The 16,590-nt window shown below is 49.5% G+C and carries 16 protein-coding genes; 8 read left to right on the top strand and 8 right to left on the bottom strand.

Features of this window, described 5'->3' with window-relative positions:
* The first annotated feature begins 13 nt into the window (after positions 1-13).
* The 5 genes from BWK47_RS10535 to BWK47_RS10515 all read left to right on the top strand — a co-directional run bounded on the left by BWK47_RS10535 (position 14) and on the right by BWK47_RS10515 (position 3,928).
* On the top strand, positions 14-1,636 hold the full coding sequence (locus BWK47_RS10535; RefSeq protein WP_162328598.1) for an NAD(P)/FAD-dependent oxidoreductase: 1,623 nt from the start codon (positions 14-16) through the stop codon (positions 1,634-1,636).
* A gap of 49 nt (positions 1,637-1,685) precedes the next feature.
* Complete coding sequence (locus BWK47_RS10530; protein ID WP_162328597.1) at positions 1,686-1,886, top strand: hypothetical protein; 201 nt, start codon at positions 1,686-1,688, stop codon at positions 1,884-1,886.
* Positions 1,883-2,137 (top strand): type II toxin-antitoxin system RelE family toxin, encoded by a 255-nt coding sequence (locus tag BWK47_RS10525; RefSeq protein ID WP_020862210.1) that lies wholly within the window; start codon positions 1,883-1,885, stop codon positions 2,135-2,137. The genes BWK47_RS10530 and BWK47_RS10525 overlap by 4 nt, the downstream gene beginning before the upstream one ends.
* Positions 2,138-2,255: 118 nt before the next feature.
* Entirely contained in the window at positions 2,256-2,579 is a 324-nt protein-coding gene (locus tag BWK47_RS17115) for a metal-sensing transcriptional repressor (protein WP_020862211.1), read from the top strand.
* 20 nt (positions 2,580-2,599) lie between these two features.
* Positions 2,600-3,928, top strand: coding sequence for a recombinase family protein (locus tag BWK47_RS10515; RefSeq protein ID WP_162328595.1), 1,329 nt, complete (start codon positions 2,600-2,602; stop codon positions 3,926-3,928).
* On the opposite strand, the gene BWK47_RS10510 is transcribed toward BWK47_RS10515, so the two are convergent.
* The 3 genes from BWK47_RS10510 to BWK47_RS10500 form a co-directional block, all read right to left on the bottom strand.
* Positions 3,925-4,392: a CBS domain-containing protein gene (locus BWK47_RS10510; RefSeq protein WP_010873279.1), complete on the bottom strand. Its 468-nt coding sequence runs from the start codon at positions 4,390-4,392 to the stop codon at positions 3,925-3,927. The genes BWK47_RS10515 and BWK47_RS10510 overlap by 4 nt on opposite strands.
* Positions 4,393-4,451: 59 nt before the next feature.
* Positions 4,452-4,979: a tetratricopeptide repeat protein gene (locus tag BWK47_RS10505; RefSeq protein WP_010873278.1), complete on the bottom strand. Its 528-nt coding sequence runs from the start codon at positions 4,977-4,979 to the stop codon at positions 4,452-4,454.
* A gap of 227 nt (positions 4,980-5,206) precedes the next feature.
* On the bottom strand, positions 5,207-5,848 hold the full coding sequence (locus BWK47_RS10500) for a hypothetical protein (RefSeq protein WP_162328594.1): 642 nt from the start codon (positions 5,846-5,848) through the stop codon (positions 5,207-5,209).
* Here BWK47_RS10500 and BWK47_RS10495 point away from each other — a divergent pair.
* Positions 5,847-6,029: a hypothetical protein gene (locus BWK47_RS10495; RefSeq protein WP_162328593.1), complete on the top strand. Its 183-nt coding sequence runs from the start codon at positions 5,847-5,849 to the stop codon at positions 6,027-6,029. The genes BWK47_RS10500 and BWK47_RS10495 overlap by 2 nt on opposite strands.
* Before the next feature lie 10 nt (positions 6,030-6,039).
* On the opposite strand, the gene BWK47_RS17110 is transcribed toward BWK47_RS10495, so the two are convergent.
* From BWK47_RS17110 to BWK47_RS10485, 3 genes are all read right to left on the bottom strand, one after another.
* Entirely contained in the window at positions 6,040-7,215 is a 1,176-nt protein-coding gene (locus BWK47_RS17110; RefSeq protein WP_237269604.1) for a DUF4114 domain-containing protein, read from the bottom strand.
* Positions 7,109-7,972: a hypothetical protein gene (locus BWK47_RS17105; protein ID WP_237269603.1), complete on the bottom strand. Its 864-nt coding sequence runs from the start codon at positions 7,970-7,972 to the stop codon at positions 7,109-7,111. The genes BWK47_RS17110 and BWK47_RS17105 overlap by 107 nt, the downstream gene beginning before the upstream one ends.
* Before the next feature lie 73 nt (positions 7,973-8,045).
* A complete protein-coding gene (locus BWK47_RS10485) occupies positions 8,046-9,116 on the bottom strand; it encodes a Gfo/Idh/MocA family protein (RefSeq protein WP_162328592.1) in 1,071 nt (356 codons plus the stop codon).
* Between the two features lie 252 nt (positions 9,117-9,368).
* On the opposite strand from BWK47_RS10485, the gene BWK47_RS10480 reads away from it, so the two are divergent.
* On the top strand, positions 9,369-9,881 hold the full coding sequence (locus tag BWK47_RS10480) for a hypothetical protein (RefSeq protein ID WP_162328591.1): 513 nt from the start codon (positions 9,369-9,371) through the stop codon (positions 9,879-9,881).
* Positions 9,882-9,916: 35 nt separating this feature from the next.
* A complete protein-coding gene (locus BWK47_RS10475; RefSeq protein WP_162328590.1) occupies positions 9,917-11,119 on the top strand; it encodes a DNA double-strand break repair nuclease NurA in 1,203 nt (400 codons plus the stop codon).
* A 34-nt stretch (positions 11,120-11,153) separates the two neighbouring features.
* Here the strand turns inward: BWK47_RS10475 and BWK47_RS10470 are convergent, their stop codons facing one another.
* A complete protein-coding gene (locus tag BWK47_RS10470; protein ID WP_162328589.1) occupies positions 11,154-13,343 on the bottom strand; it encodes a hypothetical protein in 2,190 nt (729 codons plus the stop codon).
* Positions 13,344-13,616: 273 nt separating this feature from the next.
* Positions 13,617-16,307: a phycobilisome rod-core linker polypeptide gene (locus BWK47_RS10465; RefSeq protein WP_162328588.1), complete on the bottom strand. Its 2,691-nt coding sequence runs from the start codon at positions 16,305-16,307 to the stop codon at positions 13,617-13,619.
* Positions 16,308-16,590: the final 283 nt, after the last annotated feature.

Genomic DNA, 16,590 nt, shown 5'->3' with positions numbered 1-16,590 from the left:
ATATTTATCGTAAATGTTACGCATTAGTGAAATCAAACTGCCTCTAGACCATGACGAAATAGCTTTGGAAGAAGCTATTCTAAAAAAGTTAGGTATTAGAGGCGAAGAATTAACCAGTTACACCATTTTTAAGCGCAGTTATGATGCCCGCAAACGGGGCAATATCTTACTTGTTTACATTGTCGATGTGGAAACTCCTCTGGAGAAAAAATTGCTGGCAAAATTGGCTGGCGATCGCCAAATAATCCCCAGTCCTGATACAACCTATAAACTTGTTGCCCAGGTTAAGCCGGATCAAAAATTTGAGGGAAAACGGCCCATTGTGATTGGCACGGGACCCTGTGGCATGTTTGCCGGTTTACTACTGGCCCAGATGGGTTTGAAACCGATTATTTTGGAGCGGGGCAAATCGGTACGGGACCGCAGTGTGGACACATTCCGCTTTTGGGTGAAAGGAAAACTCCATGCTGAATCCAACGTGCAGTTTGGGGAGGGGGGAGCAGGAACTTTTTCCGATGGCAAACTTTACAGTCAGGTGCGGGACCCAAACCATTACGGTCGCAAAGTGTTGGAGGAATTTGTTAAGGCCGGAGCCGATCCAGAAATTCTTTATATTAATCGTCCCCATATTGGCACCTATCGCCTCGTTAAAATTGTGCAAAATTTGCGCTCCACCATAGAAGAGTTGGGGGGAGAAATTTATTTTCAAAGCCATGTTACTGACATAAATATCAAAGATAATCAAGTGCAGGGAGTAACCCTAGAAAATGGCGATTATATTGCCACTAACCATGTGGTGCTAGCGGTGGGACATAGTGCCAGGGACACTTTTAAAATGTTATTTGAACGGGGAGTTTACATCGAAGCAAAACCCTTTTCCATTGGTTTTCGCATTGAGCATCCTCAATCTTTAATAGATCAATGTCGTTTTGGGACGCAAGCTGGCCATCCCCGCCTTGGTTCCGCCGATTATAAATTAGTTCACCATTGCCAAAACGGGCGATCGGTTTACAGCTTTTGCATGTGTCCGGGGGGAAAAGTGGTGGCTGCCGCCTCGGAACCAGGTCGATTAGTCACCAACGGCATGAGTGAATACGCCCGGGATGAAGCCAATGCCAACAGCGCCATTGTGGTGGGCATCACTCCGGAAGCGGATTATCCAGATCATCCGTTAGCGGGCATTGCTTTGCAGAGATTTTGGGAGGAGCGAGCTTTCCAGCTAGGGGGAGAAAATTACCAAGCACCGGGGCAACTGGTGGGGGATTTTCTGGCCGATCAACCTTCCACTAAATTTGGCTCCGTTCTACCTTCCTACAAACCGGGGGTAAAACTAGTCAACCTAGGGGAAAGTTTGCCCGATTATGCGATCGCCGCTTTGCGGGAAGCCATTCCTGCTTTTGATAAAAAAATCCGGGGTTTTGCCATGGAGGATGCTGTGTTAACTGGGGTGGAAACTAGAACATCTTCTCCCATTCGCATTAAACGGGGAGATGATTTCCAAAGCATTAACACCGTTGGTCTTTATCCCGCCGGGGAAGGGGCTGGTTACGCTGGGGGCATTTTATCCGCTGGCATTGATGGCATTAAGGTAGCAGAGGCGATCGCCTTGGATTTTTTTGCTAAAGTTGACGTCTGAGCAGAATAATCTTTTAACACCAAACCTAGCTAGGGGATTGATAAATTTGATGAGTAACTTAGAACAAATTGAAACACAAGTTAAACAGCTAAGTCCCTCGGATTTCGCCAAATTCCGCGTATGGTTCCACGAGTACGATTGGCAGGCATGGGATCGTCAAATTGAGCGAGATTCTAAGTCTGGTAAGCTAAAAGCCTTGGCGGAAAAGGCATTGGCAGACCATAACGCTGGTCGGACAAAAGTGCTTTGAACCACCACACTAACTCTGATTTCTGGTTTTGTTATCGGCATCTGCCAGAAGAAATTCAGAGACGGGCAGATAAGGCTTATCAATTACTCAATCAAAATCCTCGCCATCCCTCACTCCATTTCAAAAAAGTGGGAGAATTATGGTCTGTTCGAGTCACCTTAGATTATCGAGCATTGTCGGTGGAAACCGATGACGGCTATGTGTGGTTTTGGATTGGTACACACGAAGACTACGATAAGCTATTGGGCTAAAGGTGTCCTCCTGAAAATAAGCCATCAGCGACGCAAAATTCTCCACCCCGCTAACATCAAGAAAAATTGTCTAATTGGGCAATGGTTTTATCGGCAAATATCGACAAATATTGAACGTATGACTTCCCAACCCGTACCCCATCCTTCTGCCCGCCATAGTCACGCCCATCCCCATGTCCACAGCCAAGAATCCTTACAAAAGTTAGTTAATCGCCTCTCCCGCATTGAAGGCCATATTCGGGGAGTGAAAACCATGGTGCAGGAAAATCGTCCCTGCCCAGAGGTGTTAATTCAGGTGGCGGCAGTCCGGGGGGCATTAGACCGGGTGGCTAGATTAATTTTGGATGACCACATGAATGAGTGCATCACCAGGGCGGCGGCGGAAGGCAATATTGAGCAGGAGTTGGCGGAGTTGAAGGAAGCCCTAGACCGGTTTTTATAGGGTTTTTACAACCTGGTGCTATGCGTATTGTTGCCTACGTTTATTCTGATCGCCTGTTGGAACCAGCACCGGATCCTCAGATTTGGGGAGTGGAGGTGGACCAAGTTTATGTGGATCTAGGGGAAAGGTCAGCCCTGGGGCAACTGTTGGAGCATTGCCAAAATCAGAGCATTGATTATTGTCTGGTTAGAAATCTCAAGGAATTGGGCCAGTCCACCGCCGAAGTCAGCCAAACTTTGACCCAATTGGAAAATTATGGCATCACGGTCATCGCCCTAGAGCAGGATTATCAGAACCATGGCAAGGCCGAAATGGCGATCGCCAGACAACAATGGTCAGAACTGTGGGCCAACCTAGAGCAAGAACAACGCAAAGATAGTCTCCGCCGAGGCCACGCCCGTAATCGTTTAGCTTTGGCTCCTCCCCCTGGTAAAGCGCCCTATGGTTATCGTCGTAGTTCTGGCCATTATGTGGTGGACCGGGCGACAGCTCCGGTAGTGAAAGCATTTTTTGAAAAATTTATCCTCTCTGGTTGCCTGCGGAGCTCTGTCCGCTATTTGGAACAGACCTATGGCAAGAAAATTGCCGTGGCCACCGGACGACGTTGGTTAAGCCATCCCGTGTATCGGGGGGATTTGCTCTACCAAAATCAAACCGTCATTGCCGATACCCATGCCCCTTTATTAAGCCGCACTGAAGCAGCCCAAATTGACCGCCTCTTACGCCGTAACGCTCCTCTACCACGCCGCACCGCCAGTGCCCCCCGTTCCTTAGCTGGTTTAGTGAGTTGTGGCCGTTGCCAGACCCCCTGGGTGGTGGCCCATGTGACATCCCGTCATCAAAGCAAGGCCTATCTTTATCTCCGGCCCCGCCATTGTCCCGAACAACCACAATGCCAGGCGATCGCCTATGGACAATTGTTAGAACAGGTAATTAAGCAAATTTGTCAGCAGTTGCCCCTGGCTGTGGCCCAGTTATCCCCGTCTTCCCTGGGTACCGAGTATCAGCATTTACAACAGGCGATCGTTGAAAAACAGAGTTTACTCGAGCAACTACCCACCTGGGAACAGCGGGGCGTACTGGACAGCCACACTCATCAACTGCGCCGGTACCAACTGAAACAAGACCTGGCCCAGCTACAACAACAGTTGGACCAAATGCCCCCGGACGAATTGCAACGCATCATTCCTGCCGTTTCCCTACCGCAATTTTGGCGAGACCTGTCGGAAACGGAACGCCGTTTTTACTTCCGGGAGTTTATTCGTAGTATCCAATTGGAACGAAAACCCGAGGGATGGGATTTTTGCCTCACCTTCGTCTTTGGAGCCAAGGGAAACCCAGCGACCTAGGCTTCTCCCCGGGCCATGGCGCGGATAATATCCCCTTGGGTCAAAATACCGATCAGTTGCCTACTTTCCACATTCAACACTGGCAGACGGCGAATTTTTTTCTCATTCATCAAATGGGCCGCTTCCCGTAAAGTTTGGGTGGGCAAAATGCTAATAGGAACATCGTTCATCACTTCCCCCACCGTTTGTCCCAGGGCTTTGTGCAATTCCCGTTCGTGGCGGGCGGGATTTTGTAGGTAAATAATACTGTCTAGCAACATCACATAGGGAGGCGTATCCACCCCAGACTCCTGCCACATCAAGTCGGTGTCGGAAATGACCCCCACCAATTTTTCCTGGTCATCCAGCACCGGCATGCCACTGATGCGATTCTCCGCCAAAAGACGAATGGCATCCTGTAGGGGGGTATCTGGTTTGACTGTGATGGGATTCGGGGTCATCACTTCCCCAACCGTTCTGCTCATAAAACCTATGCTGAATTTGGAACCTTGACCTAACTTTTTTTTGTTATACCCAGTCTATTCTAAGTCTCGACAAGCCGTTTTTTCAAGGAATTGGCCCGCCGTTGAGCTACTTTATTGTTGGGTTCTATTGCTAAAGTTTCTTGGTAGGTTTCCAATGCCTTGTTAACCATTTGTTTTTTTTCATAAACATTGGCTAAGTTATTTAAAGCAATGACATAATCTGGGTATAGTTTCAAGGCATCTTTGTAATGGCGAATGGCCAGATCAAATTGCTCCTGAGCGAAACAGGCATAGCCCATGGCATTGTAAATCAAAGCTTGGTTTTCTGGCTCCACTTGCTCGGCCATTTTGAGGGCTTTTTGAAATAAATTAATCGATTGGGAATATAATTTTTTGTCTAAATAAATGCTACCCAATTGATAATATTCCTGGGCGGTACCTTTGGTGTTTTGTAGCTTCTTTTGTAGTTTGCTAAAGGTGTTTTCTAGACGGCGGGCCTTTAACACCTGACTGAAGACAAATATGCCCAGTCCCCCCAAAATAATCAATAAGACGGAAAGATAAACAATGGGTAGAGACTCAGTCATGGGAACAGTGAACTTAATACTTCGGTGAAAGAATTAACGGGCGACAAAATAGGCAACGGCCCCGACGGCCAACATCTTTGGCGATCGCCAACCCCAGAAGCCCATTGTACGTGGTTACGCTTCCATCTCACTAGGAAAATGCTCTGGCCTAGGTTGTTAACGTTTCTTCGGTGATCGAGAGGGATAGAGAAGCAGCCTACGGTGAAATGTATTGTGACGAGCCTCCATTATTCATTTTTACCTTCCAGGGTGGGCACTTTGCCTGGGGCATTCTCGATCGCCGCAATGGCTGCCCGCGCCCCCGCCTTAATATCCCTTTCTTCCCCTCCCAGGTAAAGTCGACCAAAACTACCGATGGAACTAACCTGCAAAATATTGATAGAGGCATACTTTTCCGCCTCATTGGCCGCCAGGGAAGCATAGGCTGCCGGTTGCACTTCCAATACAAACAGGGTTTGCCCCGCCAACAGCATATGGCCCCGCCGATTACGGTTAATTAACTGGGTTTGATAGGCATCGATGTTGCGAATAATTTGACTAGACACCACCTTGGGCTTGATGCAGTCACTGGCTTTGGCACCGATATATGCCAAAATCGCTTGCCCTGCCGCCCGAACCTCTCCTTGATTACTGGCATGGATTTCCAACAAACCGTAGAGCCGTTCCACAAATAATACCCCCGGCCGCACCACCGCTGCCTTAAGAGCAATATCGGTAATGCGGTTAATTTCAATGCCTGGGGAAACTTCCACCCAGAGGGAACAATCCCCCGGTAGCGGCAAAAAGCCGGAGGCCACCGTCCCAATGTAGGCTGCATGTTGGGACTGGAGACTATCCAGGTAAACGTAACTACGGAGTTCGATGCCCATGGCAGTGGAAATGCAAAACTATGGCGGCGGGCTGACGGTGGGGCAGTCCCTCCTCCAAACAAAACAATTAATCGCAGTGGGGAAAACTATTACCGTCAGTGGAGACAATGGGGTTAAAGCTAATGGATCAACCCACAAAAGCACCGCCCCATCTTACCTGAATACCGGCTTGCTCCGATAATGCCCCTGAGCTAAGTCAGCGTAAATCTGACAATGATGTCGTCGAAATCTAGGTCTCCTCCGCCGAGAAAATCTTCAAAACCAATCACGTTGGGGCCCAAGTTTGTGCTGTGGCTGATGCCATCTGGGTTGGCCGACCCAAAAGCAAAATAAGTCTGATTAATGCCGGAAAGACTGTCATTAACCGTTAAAAATGGCGCATACAACTCGCCACCCAAAATATTCAAGGAAAATGCTCTGGTTTCTAGGTCTTCTGCCGTTAGGGTGGAGCCAGTGGCTTGCAAACGATTGCTATCTGCCAAAGCTGCTTCTTGATAACCTACCTGTCCTGGGTTGATCACACCACCTGTTAAGGGATCTAGCACTGCACCGTTATCGTCCAGAAGTCGATAAAAACCCATGGATCCATCAAAAAAGGCTTCCCGACTGTAGGAACCCGATACGGTGACGGAACTACCCGCCGTAAATCCCCTGGCATCAATTAAATCGATGGCCGTGGGATCGGCGATCGCCGTGGTTAAATCCGTGGCTTGGTCATCAGCGGCAGCAAAGGAAGCATAAAATACATTCCCATCTGGGTCAGTGTACTGATAAATTTCATGACCTGTGGCCAGATCTTTAACCGCTAAACCCACCTCTTGCCCAATGGGAGTACCACTGAAGGGATTACGCAATACGGGGCCATCCACTTCCACATAGGAGACTTTGGTGGGCTGGCCGATGGTATCCGTTACCTCAATTACCTGGGGACTACTGGGCACAGTAAAAGGCCCTGGGGGACCATTCTCTGGATCATTGCCGGGGCCACCGGGATTATAAACCGCCGAATAATCCCCTTCGGAGGGCAAAGCAACCCTCTTAATTTGGCGAACTGCGGCTTCGTCCCCTTTGAGGATAATGTCGTAATAGTTGTCATGATCTTCGATGTAAGTCAGGTCATAGCTGTCCTGAACCCCGGCCAAATCCGCCAGCCCCAAAACCTGCACCAGACCAAAGCCGGGAATTTCATAATCAACACCAGTTTGGGTTAGGATAACTGTCCGTCCCGTAATATCTTCTGCCTGGAGTTGAAAATACCGTTCAAATTCTGTGGGTAGTAAACTGGCAATGCCATCGGGGGAAAAACCGGCGCTGGTGTAAATTCGCAAACGAAATTGGGCTTGGTCTCCATATAAATCCCCCGCCACTGTTATTTTGATTGGTGGCTAACCAGAGGGGAGCCCCTTCCCCCAGGTCACTGAAGCGGTCTAACTTAGCGGCGACAATTTTGGGACCATTGCCGGCCACGTAGGGGTTGAGACTATCAATGGTAATACCCACCGCACTGACCGGGCCGTTGGGTCCCACCATTTCTAAAGGGGTGCCATCGAGAACAGTGCCTACGGAAACGGGATAGATTGCTCCCTCCGTGCCAGGGGTTAAACGATTACCAAAATTGCCCGTAATTACTACCGTTTGCCGTTCGTTGTATTCACTGTTGGGAATCAAAGAGGCGACCGCCGGGGTGACAATTTCCCCCGTGTTAAGCATTACCTGAAAATCTGTGGGATTAAGGGTGGTGGGAAAAATGGGCCACGCAAAAACAATGGGAATGTTATCGTTTTTTTCCAGATTAACGCCATAAACACTCTGCACTGTGTCTGTGCTAATAGCCGAAGTGTAGGCCCGTTGGGTGGTGGTGGACAAATCCCCCAGGTTATTCCAGGCCACATTGTTGTCAAAGGCAATCTGTTGGGATTCGGCATCGGTGCCATCCATACCGGGAATTCCCATATAACCATCAAAGCCATAGTTGGCTGTTACAATTCCCCCTTCCTGATTGAATAGGTCACTGCTGAGCAGAATACTGGTGTTGAGGGAACTACTCTGGGCGTTGAGATTTAGGCGATCAGCGGCGAGGTAGGCCAACAGGCGATCGGCCAGGGGGGTGTATTGAATAGTCATAGATTAATTCAACAGTAATATTTCACAAAGTTATCGAGTTTGAACTCGCAATAATTGCATTAATTAAGTTGATTTAAACACTAGCACTGAGGGCCAGGGTGGCATCTTGACATTCTGTCACAACTTCCCCCCCATGCCATTCCTGACTGTCCAGGGCCATTTCCTCGATTAAACTAGCCAGCTTTAAAGCCTTCAGAGCTTGCTCTCCCCCCACTGAGGGTTGATCACCTCCCCTAACACAATGGATAAAATGCTCTAATTCAGCGTGGAGGGGTTCAATATTACTGGTGTAAACCTTTTCGATTAGACCATCCTGGCGATACAATACCTGGCCATAGTCCGCGCTCCAATCAGCGGTGGTTTGGCGATGGATAAGAATTTCGTTATTGAGAAAATCCGCTTCAGTGAGGGAATTTTTGCAGTGGGCGGCGATGGAACGAATTTTACGATGGGTGACCTTACTGGCGGTGAGGGTGGCCACAATGCCGGAGGAGAAGCCTAACGTAGCGGTGACATAATCCAAATATCCTGACCCAGAAGCCCGACTGCCACTGGCGGACAGTTTAACCACTTCCGAACCCACCAATTCCAGCAACAGGTCGATGTCATGGATCATCAAATCCAATACCACGGAGACATCATTGGCCCGCTGGGAATAGGGACTCATGCGATGGGCTTCGATCGCCAATAACTCTTCCGTTTTGAGAATTTTGGTCAGTTCTAAAAATGCCGGGTTGAAGCGTTCAATGTGCCCCACTTGGAGAATGCAATTGGCATCGGCGGCGGCATTAACCAGGGATTCCGCTTCAGCAATGCTAGCGGCAATGGGTTTTTCAATCAGAGTATGGACATTATTTTGCAAACAATTCATGCCCACATCGTGATGGAGCCTAGTGGGAACCGCCACACAAACCGCATCCACATGGGGCAACATCTCCTGATAATCTTCAAAAAAATGCACCCGATACTTACTGGCGGTGTCTAGGCCCCGTTCCACATTGACATCGGCAATACCCACAAACTCCACATCCTTCATCAGGCTCAGGACTCTGGTATGGTGCTGTCCCATATTGCCCACCCCAATCACCCCGATGCGGATCGGCTGAAGGTAACTCCGTTGCCCGTTGAGCTGATGGCTCGTCATGATGCTGTTGCCACTCCTAAACACCTAGCCAGCCGCAAAATACTGACTGTTATAATTAACTTCACGAAAATTCATGCCTTAGATACTAGCACAGGCCGTGTTTCTCTTCTTTCCCCAGTCAAAAACCGACCCAGGGGAGATTATCGCCGATTTTCTGGACCGGGGTTAAAATTGACCCCGATAATTGTGCTGGAACTGATTTTGGTGATTTGATAGAAAAACTTTACCAAACTTACATCGAGGAATTTATCTATGCCGAATATTCGTCCTCTGACCGCTTCCCTTTCTTTACTGACCATGGCCTTTGTTGGTCTAACTCCAGCCCTTTACGCCACCATAGCCGAAGCCCAGGATCCCCCTGCCACCACCTATCAGCCGGGCTTTTGGCAGCCCGTCGGTAGATTTGACCCCAAAAAGCCGGTCAAGGTTAAGTTGGTTAATAAAACAGATGTGGCTTTGGACTATGACATTTCTAACTTGGAATCATTCCCCCCGGCTTCGGTAGCTCCAGGGGAAACAGTTCTGCTCGAAAACTTTGGCGATAATGCCTACATCATGGTCTATCCCGAAAATGCCACCCCCAGCACTCCAGAACAATCCTTTTTGCTTAAATTTACTGTTCCCGTTGATGCCCGCACCCAAATGGTAGGGGCTGATAATGTGGCAGTGATCACTGTAACCAAAGGTGATGTCAATATAGAGGAACGTTTTTACGGCCACCGCTCCATTAACTTGCAACCCACGGGAGCAATTTTCTTCTACTAAATCTAGACTCCATAGATCCTAATTTTGCCTCCTCTATGCTTGATATCACCAAGTTAGCTGGCCAAATGCCGGCCCTGGGGCAACATTTCCGTCAGGAAGCCACTGCTGGCCATCAACGGCTAGAAAGGGCTAAGGAATTATTTTTCCAAGCTCAACAGCGTCAATCCTATTTGCTCAACACCCTGACAGAATGGGGCGATCGCCTCTTTTTTGCGGTGGCCAAACCTCTGGAGCCATTGGATACAAGGGTAAACATTGGGGAGGCCCCGGTTAACCATAGTGTGTTTGCCACGGATGGTTCCCAAATTGCCCCCTCTCACCACGAAATTGCCTATTGTTACCTGCTCAACATTGGCCGGGTGATGCTCCACTATGGGCAAAATTTACATCCCCTATTGGACAGTGTGCCGGAGGTTTATTACCGTCCCGAGGATCTATACGCTTCCCGCCGTTGGGGTATTCGCACCGAGGAATGGTTGGGCCATCGCCGCACTGTATTGGAAGCGGAACGGTTATCAGCACTAGCCTGCCGTTGGGTGAGCCCCCCAGGGCCCCACAGCGACCCCAACCTGGCCATGGTGGATGGTTCGCTAATTTATTGGTTTTTGGAAAATTTACCCCAGGAAGCACGGAACCAAATTCTGGAGCCAATTTTGGCCGCGTGGGAAACGTTACGTCAGGCCCGCATTCCCCTGATCAGTTACATCAGTGCCCCCAGGAGTGTGGAATCGATTAATCTTTTGCGGCTCCAGGCTTGTCCCCACGAAAGCCCCAATTGTGTCAGCCATTGCGAAGGTTGTCAGGCGGAGGAACGGAAAACCCCCTGTCAAATTTTTGACCCGCTGCGGGATAGCAATCTGTGGAAGGAGTTTCTATCCCCTGGACAACGGGGGCCGATTTGGCGCAGTAATGCCCGCATTTTGGAAGCCTATGCCCCAGAACAACGGGTTTGTTTTTGCTATGTCCAAGGCAGTTCGGAGGTAGCAAGGGTGGAATTTCCCGTTTGGCTAGCGGAGGATTCGGAGTTGCTCGATCAATCCTTAGCCATTGTCCTTAGTCAGATAGAAAAGGGTTTTGGTTATCCCGTGGCCCTAGCGGAAGCCCATAATCAGGCCGTGGTGCGGGGCGGCGATCGCCGTCGTTTTTTTGCCCTGTTGGAACAACAATTGGTCAGGACGGGGCTGAGGAGCATTGGCACTTCCTATAAGGAAGCCAGGAAAAGGAATACGGTGGTTTAGAAGTGATGGTAATCAGGTAATCAACAAAGGTCGGCTAATGCAAAGGCCATTGCACTAAATTGTCCCCGGATAAATTAGCTTCAAATTCCCCTTGCTGGGCCAGCAACAACAGTAGATGTAGGCTCTCCGGCCTAGTTTCGGGCAAAGCAGTCATGGGAATTACCACCACCAGGGTTTGTCCTTGATGAACTAATTTAGGCCGTTGGGGATGGGGTTGCCAACGGTTAAGGCCCACTGCAATGTCGTGATGACTTTGGAGATGATGCAGATTAATGCGGCAGTGATGATGGAAATAGTAATTTAGCGGCCCTTGGTCTGGCAAAGAGGCGATCGCCAGGGGGGCATGGCCATGGGGCAGATAGGGATAGTACCAAGCTAAATGGAGTTCATCTGGGATCAATTCCGGCAAAAAGCGATGGAAATCAAACCGCAGGATCAACCGTTGGCGATCGTGACCATAGTAAATTTTTTGCACGAATTCCTTGCCCTCTTGCACCGCCAGACCATTAGCCACCTGCCAAGGAATTAAATTAGTTAAATTATCCCAGTGGGGATAGAGATAACCGCCCAACGGGCGATCGCCATTTTGATCAATTAAGGGATGGTGCAAATAACCGGGCGGAGTTTCGTTAAGGGCATGGTAGAGCCGGATCAAATGTTGCCGGAATAGGGCTTCAGAATTGAGGGTTTGGGGAGAATGACCTTGGCCAAAAGCCTCAAACCAATCGGAGCTTTCTGCCCCGTAGAGAGCCTGCCAAGCTTCAGGATTATTTTCCTCTGTGGCTTCAGGATGACTTGCTAAGGCTTGCCTGGCGTCAATTAAGTAATCCCAAGCCTGGTTTTGGCTGGGTTGACCGATCCATTTACTGAAATTGCCCCGATTCCAGGAGCCTACTAAGGGACTAGGGATGCCATTGTACCCAGCTATCACTCTAGTGGGAGGAAACTGATCAACGAATTCAGACACCGTCACCAACTGCAGCAGACCTTGGCGGCTCAAATTTTCACACTGTTGATAAAACTGTTGCAAAAAGGTAAAGCCATTATCTTCATAACTGTTCCAGGTAACGTCTCCTTCCAGGGCAATGGTCACTAATCTAGGTTGGGAAGTTTCTTGGGGTTGTCTGCGGGCCAAAAGTCGCTCGATTAAATCCTGGGCCGCCTGGGATGGAGAGTAACGGCCGTATTGGAAACTAATCAAATCCGACAGTTGTTGGTCCCGAAACACCATGGCCAACTCCCCGTCCTCCGTGGGCACTCGATAGACCGAGTTCAACCACACAGACCGTTCAGCACTAGTACTCAAACTCTGGGCCAGGACGAATTCATCGGCACATAACCATTCAAAACGGAGTTGGGCCACTGTTTGCAACATGGCAGGACTAACCGCCAGTCCGGGCGGCCATAAACCCCGGGATTCCCGGCCAAAGGTGCTCCGATAGTATTGCTTACCCTGTTGCAATTGCCTGATTCCGTCCTCCGACCAACAAAAACGGGGGTCCGGTAGGGCGAGGGCCGCTTGTATAGTGCGGGCAATGTTGGTATCCGCTAAAAGGGGCAAAATTGGGTGGCCGTAGGGACTAGTGATAATTTCCAGTTGCCCAGATTCTTGTAGCTGGCGATGGAGGGGAATAATTCCCTGGATAATTTGCCGTTGCTTACTAATAATTCTTTGGCGATCGCCGAGGGTAAAGGATTTTTGCCGAAAATACCAATCCCGCACATCTCGATCTTCTGCGATGGTGAGGGCATCAAACCAAATCAGATTATGCCAGGCCAACAGATCACTAAAATCCTGGGGTTGCCAATGGGATATACACCAGTCTATCCCTTGCCTTTGACGTTGCTCGTATAACTGTTGATACCGATGCTGGGGAAAAATTTGTGTGCGGGGATTAGCCTCAAAAAAAGTGGTCAGAATTTCCACCTTTTGCTCTAGGCTTAACTTTTCCACTGGGCTCAGGGCGAGGGCTAAATGGCGATCGATGGCCAAACCCTGGGCATAATCCTCCAATTGGGCTAGCAAACAAGGAGTGAAGCTAACTGTCTGATGCAGGGAAGGGTAACGGGCCCATAACTTAATCAACCCTCCGTAATCCCTAGTGCCATGTAACCGCACCCAGGGTAATTGATAATATCCATGGCCATTGCCCACCATGCCATAGGACTGATAGCAAGGCTGGTGTTGATGCCAAACAAAAGCGACATACAACGGGTGGGCCATAGAAAATAAGGCAATGGGGAAAATCAAACCGGCGATCGATAAGCATGACCGCTCCTCTCAGCATAGCCAATGGCATTGCCCTAAAAATTAACTTCTGAGAATTTTTGTCAGGTTTTGTCCACTTCTCCCATCTTCGGCTGGAGTCAAAAACCTACCAAATATAGGAATTATTGTCTTCTCCACAATAAAAAACCTAGCCAGTGTTGAATACTAGCTAGGTTCAGAACAATCAATCAACCAATCAGGAATAGCTAAGCTTTAAACAACCGCAACCTAACCACCCACTTTTACTACTGGGGTAAAGCTGGGAACCACTAACTCCTTATCCTGTTTGGTGAGCTTGTTATAAAGCCGTTCCGTATTGGGGAAGTTAGCCGCCGGTAGGGTGGGGAAACGACGGTAGGGCACCGTATCTTCACCAAAGGTTTGCAGATATTCCATGCCGTTGACCATAGCCCCGATGAAGGCCTTTAGCCCTTGGCTGGCCAAAATTTGGTTATACTGCTGGATTTCCTTTTGATTGAGGGGAGCCCGACCGAGGAAGTGCTTGGTACCCATTTCAATCACTTTGGTGTTGGGATAGGGGGCATAGAACTCCTTCATATAGAGCTCGGAAGTGCCTAAACCTTCAATGAATTCCTTAACATTAATTTCATTGTTGCTGAGCTTACTTTCCAGGGCAGTGAACTCGGAATTGATGATGTAAGGTTCCAAATCCCGCTCAAACACCTGACGGTAGGCGGCCCGGATGGCATTTTTAACCGCAACCTTATCGTAGGTGGACACCAGCTTAAAGACTTTGGTTTGTTGCCGTTGACGGGTAACCCCTTGGTTGCTGCGGTAGGCAATTTCCGGCTCAGTGCGGATGGCCGAAACCTGGCCCAATTCCACAAAGCGGGGAGTAACTTCCTTATCCACCCGTTGACCAATGTCTTCCCGCAGGGAACCAACCCGGGCGGAACGCATTTGTAGACCACCGGGGGTGAGGTAACGCTCGTAGGGAACGGTGTCTTCCCCAAAGGCATCGCTGTATTCTTTGCTATCAATCATCGCTTCCACCACAGCATAGAAACCCTGTTTAGAAGCAATGTCGAAATATTGATTCATTTCCTGGCGGCCGTAGGTGGGACGACCCAGCAGGCGACGGTGCATATATTCGATCGCCTTACAGACATAGTGGGGAGCCCAGTAAAGCTTGAGGAACAGTTCCGATTTAGCTAGACGCTTGATAAATTCCCGCACGCTAATGTCGCCATTTTCCAGTTGAATTTCCGCCACGGAGAGCCGTTGCCCTTCGTACAGATCCCGACCAAACACTTGACGGTAGGCAGCCCGAATCAAAGCCTGGGTGGAGCTTTCACCAAATTTGACGCTGGTGCCGGTATTTTTGCCCACTTTGGCACCGGGTAAACCGCCATTGAGACGGAACACTTTTGCCCCCAGGCTACCGGGAAATTCGCCCACTGCGCTGGGATTGCCTACTTGGTTATTAACCGCCGGGCCTCGGTGGATGAGAATCCGTTTGGTGTCTTTGTTAAAGGGAGCAGGTCGTTTGCTAGGATTGCGGGTTTCTTTCGGGAAAATGGCCCCAAATTGAATTTCCAGGGGATCGTTGCCGGAACCATAGACGTGTTGATCCGGTAACGGGCGATCGTACTGGGCAAAGGTGGTGATGAACTGGGGAACTTTGCGGAAAGGAGCGCTGTAGCTAAAGAGATCTTGTTGCATCCCCCAGTTGCGGCATTCCTGGGCTTCTACCCCTAGACCCCGCAGATAGGGCACTGTTTCTTCCCCAAAGTAATCGGCGTATTCCTGGGAATCGACCAACGCATCCACCAGGGCGGGAAGGCCACCACTAGAAACGATGGAAAAGTATTTTTGCACTTCTTCCCGGGAGCTGGGTCCCCGACCAAGGATATGGCGGAAAGCTAATTCTAGAGCCCTGCTGTTGATGAAGGGTTCAAAGAATTGCTTGCGGTAGAGGGGAGATTTAGCCAAACGACGGACAAATTCCTTCATGGAAATGTCGCCATTGCGTACCTGGGATTCCAGATAAGAAATGGATTGGCTGTAGGCTTTGGTAATGTCGCGCTCAAAAATTTGCCGGTAGGCCGCTTTGATGACCGCATTTTTTTCCAGGGCTGATAAGCCGGGCTTCATGGCATATTTCTGCCGTTTAGCGGAGGCATTGAAGTAGCTCTGGGGCAGTTCCAAACCCTGAATGTCATTGGAGGGCCCTTGGCGTACCTTGTTGGCCGGGGTAGGTGCTTTAAACTCGCTCAGGAGAATGTCGAAGTATTGCAGGACAATCTCTTTAGCCTGGGCATTGGCCCGGAAATAGTCAGCGGAAGCAGCCCGCATTTCCTGGATGGCGACAATGGTGGCATCGATGGAACAGGCATTTTCAATGACTTCCTTCAAACCCCTGGTATTGACCACAATGATGTTGGGGTCCCCGGCCACAATGGCATAGGTGGTGTAGCGCAAAAACCAGGACATGTCCCGGAGGGATTTTTGCATATTGCTGGGACCGTACCGGGCAATGTTAATGGGACGGAAACCAGGGGGAATGGGGCCAGTACTGCTAAAAACAGAACGGAGTCCCCCAAAGAGACCACCGCTTCCGTTGCTTTCAGCATAGGTAACACTGCCATTGCGACTATCGCTGGAAGCACCCACCAAAGCAGGTTGACGCTCAACGGGCTTTTCCAGGTAGGAGAGGGGGGAACCGCCGGTGAAAATTCGATTGGCGGCCCTAGAGACGATCAAGTCGGCATTTTGGGTTAGGGTCTCTGCAATCTCTAGACGCAGGGCACCGGACTGAAAATACGCTGTTAACTCGTTTAGTTCTGACCCTTCTAGGAAGCGATCCTGTTGCTCTGCTTGGCTGATAGCGGAGACGGGAACGGTTTGGTAGAGTTGGGGTCGCGCTAGTGAGCTGCCACCACTTGCCTTAACACTCATTGGATTTCATTATCTCCCATTAACAAAATTGCGATCGCCTTAAAACGAGGGAAAAAGCCGCCCGGCCAAGGCTTATTTAAAGGTTCATCATAAAAAAGTGAATCAGCATCTAGGGTAGAACGTTTCGGAACGCTACAGGGGCTTTGTTAACTTTTATGTAGGAGAACTTGATTGAATGGCCCTGTTTGGCAGTCCCTTAGGCATTCCCAAGGCTAAGCAAAATGGACTGTATCAAAAAAATCGGGATTGATACCAGGACCGGAAAAACATGACTGATAATGCA

Origin of the sequence: Synechocystis sp. CACIAM 05, from assembly GCF_010222815.1 — a bacterium.
Taxonomy (GTDB): Bacteria; Cyanobacteriota; Cyanobacteriia; order Cyanobacteriales; family Microcystaceae; genus Synechocystis.
This window is presented reverse-complemented; position numbering and strand designations above follow the sequence as displayed.